4 protein-coding genes are annotated in these 2,877 nt (G+C 74.6%); 3 read left to right on the top strand and 1 reads right to left on the bottom strand.

Annotated features, from left to right (window positions below; genetic code table 11):
• From E1265_RS35340 to E1265_RS35330, 3 genes are all read left to right on the top strand, one after another.
• A partial coding sequence (locus tag E1265_RS35340) for a GNAT family N-acetyltransferase (protein ID WP_132935041.1) occupies window positions 1-206 on the top strand: 206 nt, incomplete at its 5' end.
• A gap of 55 nt (window positions 207-261) precedes the next feature.
• Window positions 262-699, top strand: coding sequence for a GNAT family N-acetyltransferase (locus tag E1265_RS35335; protein WP_132935040.1), 438 nt, complete (start codon window positions 262-264; stop codon window positions 697-699).
• A 149-nt stretch (window positions 700-848) separates the two neighbouring features.
• Entirely contained in the window at window positions 849-1,205 is a 357-nt protein-coding gene (locus E1265_RS35330; protein WP_132935039.1) for a DUF6174 domain-containing protein, read from the top strand.
• Here E1265_RS35330 and E1265_RS37600 read toward each other — a convergent pair.
• On the bottom strand, window positions 1,187-2,877 hold a 1,691-nt coding region (locus tag E1265_RS37600), incomplete at its 5' end, for a malto-oligosyltrehalose synthase (protein ID WP_165954002.1). The genes E1265_RS35330 and E1265_RS37600 overlap by 19 nt on opposite strands.

Genomic DNA, 2,877 nt, shown 5'->3' with positions numbered 1-2,877 from the left:
GGCGTGGGGTCGGCGACCTGTTGCTCGACGCGGTGGAGCGGTGGGCGGCTCGGGGCGGGGCCGAGCTGTTGCGCCTCGGCGTCTTCGAGGGCAACGAGCACGCGCTCGCGCTCTATCGACGGCGCGGGTTCCTGCCCACCGGGCGGATCAGGCGCGAACTGCCCGACGGCCGGCGGGACATGGAGCTGGTCAAGCGGTTGCGGTGAGTGCGCGGCCGGTAATTCGCGAGACCGGGTGGGCGGCTCGGGCTAGATTCCCGTTGTGATCGTGCGAAGGGAAGACGGGTACGAGATCGCGACCGATCCGGACCGCGTCGACATCGACCTGGTGCACCGCTGGCTGTCGACCGACGCCTACTGGGCGCTGGGGCGCGACCGCGAGACCGTCGAGCGGTGCGTGCGTGCCTCGTTGAACTTCGGCGTCTACGAGCCTGGGGGCGGTCAGGTGGCGTACGCGCGTGCCGTCACCGACCTGGTCGCCTTCGCCTGGCTCTCCGACGTCTACGTGGATCCCGCGCACCGCGGCCGGGGGCTTGGCACGTGGCTGGCGGCCTCTATCCGGGACCATCTGGCGCCCTACCGGCTCAGGCGCCTGATGCTCGCGACCGTCGACGCGCACGGGGTGTACGAGAAGGTGGGGTTCACTCCCGTCCCGCACCCCGACCAGCTGATGGTCATGAGCTTCGCCGAGCCCGACTGACGGTCCGCCCCGACGCGTCGGCCGCCGCCCGGGCGAGGGAACCGGCCGGGGCGACGGTCCGTCACACCGGCATGGTGGGGAACAGACGTGTCGGATGGGTCGGGGGCGTCGCGTTGGCGGCGCTGGTCACGGGATGCGCCGGGGACGGCGTGGACGTTCCGGAGTGGGAGGAGCCGGCAGCCTACCGGTTCGTGATCGACGGCTCGTGCGGGGAGACCCCGCTCAGCGGGACCTTCGAGATCGCGGTCGAGGGCGGCGAGGTGGTCGAGGTGACCGATCTCGGAGGGGAGCACGAAGCGCCGTACCTGTCGTCGCAGACGGGCTTGACCATCGCGGAGCTCCGGGAGATCGTCGACGAGGCCCGGGACGAGGGGGCGGACGTCCTGGAGGTCGAGTACGCCGAGGACGATCCCGGGCGCCCCGTGGACATCGTGATCGACTACGACGAGAACGCCTTGGACGACGAGATGTGCTATCGGATCAGCGACTACGTGCCCGAGGTCTGAGGGGCGCGCACCAGCAGGGCCACCGGGGCCTCGGCGAAGAGCTCGGCCAGGGTGGCCTTGCCGGTGGCACGGCCGCCGGTGAGGAGGTCGCGCCAGTCGCCGGGGGGCAGCGGCAGGTGGGTGTCGCGCCAGCCGCCGGCCTGGGCGAGGCGGTGCGGGAGCCGGGTGACGACGGTGACGGCCTGGGTGGCGCGGGCGAACGCCAGGCAGTGCTCGGCCGCCGGGCCCTCGGCGGTCAGGGGACGGTGTTCCGCCTCGGGCCCGAACCAGTCGGGGTGGTCGCGGCGCAGCCGCAGGGCGGTGGTGGTCAGGCGAAGCTTCTCGGCGTTCAGCTCGCCGTCCACGACGACGGGTGGGCGGCGGTTGTCGGGGTCGACCAGGGCCGGATAGTGTCCCTCGCTGCCGCGGTAGACGTCGGGCACGCCGGGCATGGTCAGGTGCAGCAGCGCGGCGCCCAGCACGTTGGCGCGGATCGCTGGGGCGAGGCGGTGGGCGAACTCGGCGAGCGCGCGGCCCGGTGGGCCGCACGGGCCGGCGAGCACGAAGCGCTCCAAGGCCCGCTCGTACTCGGCGTCCTGCTCGGTCCAGGTGGTGGCGAGCGCGGCCTCGCGCGCCGCCTTCAGCACGGCGGCGGTCAGCCGTTCGCGGTCGGGGGTGCCGAGGGCGAACGCCGTCTGCCAGGCGGTCCACGCGAGGTGGAGGTCAGGGGCCGGCGCGCCGGCGCGTGCCGTCTCCGCCGTCAATCGGCGGACCAACCCGGCCCAGCCGTCCGGATGTTCGGTCAGGGAGGCGAGGGCGGCCCTGGCGTCGCCGCTGCGCTTGGTGTCGTGCGTGGACAGCACGGTGCCGGTCAGCGGCCACTCCCGGCGCACCCGCGCGCAGTGCGCGTGGAACGCGTCCGGCGGCAGCCCCGGCGCGTCCGGCGCGCAGCCCACCTCGGCCGCCGAGAGCAGCGGGGCGAAGCGGTAACCGGCCGTGTCCTCAACGGCCTTGGCCCGCAGCGCCGAGGAGACCTGGCCGAAGCGGACTCTGAACTCGACGGCCGGCGGCGTGGGTTCGCACCGGCCGAGCGCCAGGTCGCGGACGGTCGCCACCGCCGTCGCCTCATCCGGCACCGCGAAGGTGCCGGCCGTCGCCTCGGCCGCCGTCGTCAGCAGCTCCTGGTCCGCCGGGTCCGGTGGCTCACCGCCCGTGACATAGGGCCGGTAGACCGGCAGCCGCACCAGCAGCTCGACCAGCGCGGCGCGCAGCGCCCAGGGCGCGTGGTCGCGGCGGAGCAGCGCGGGATCGGCCAGGCAGGCGGCCTCGGCGGCTCGGGCCAGGCGCGCGGCCTCGGCGGCGAGTTCATGCCCGATCATCCGGTGTCCCGCGGCCCGCACGGTCTCCGCCCACGCGCCGCCCGCCTCCGGCGCGACGCCGGTGAACTCCCGGTAGGTGTCGGTCAGTCGGGCGTGGCCCTCGGGGTCGACGAACATCGCGTCGACGTGCCGCAGCGCGTCGTAGCCAGTGGTGCCGGCGACGGGCCAGGCGGCCGGCAGGCGCTCGTCCGGGCCCAGGATCTTCTCGGCCACGATCCACACCCCCTCGCCGCACGCCTCCCGCAGCCGCGCCAGATAGCCGCCCGGGTCCGCGAGCCCGTCCGGGTGGTCGATCCGCAGGCCCTCCACCACCC

It is taken from the genome of Streptomyces sp. 8K308 (assembly GCF_004348315.1).
Classification (GTDB): Bacteria; Actinomycetota; Actinomycetes; order Streptomycetales; family Streptomycetaceae; genus Streptomyces.
The sequence above is the reverse complement of the archived record's forward strand: the minus strand, read 5'-3'. Positions and strand labels throughout refer to the sequence as shown.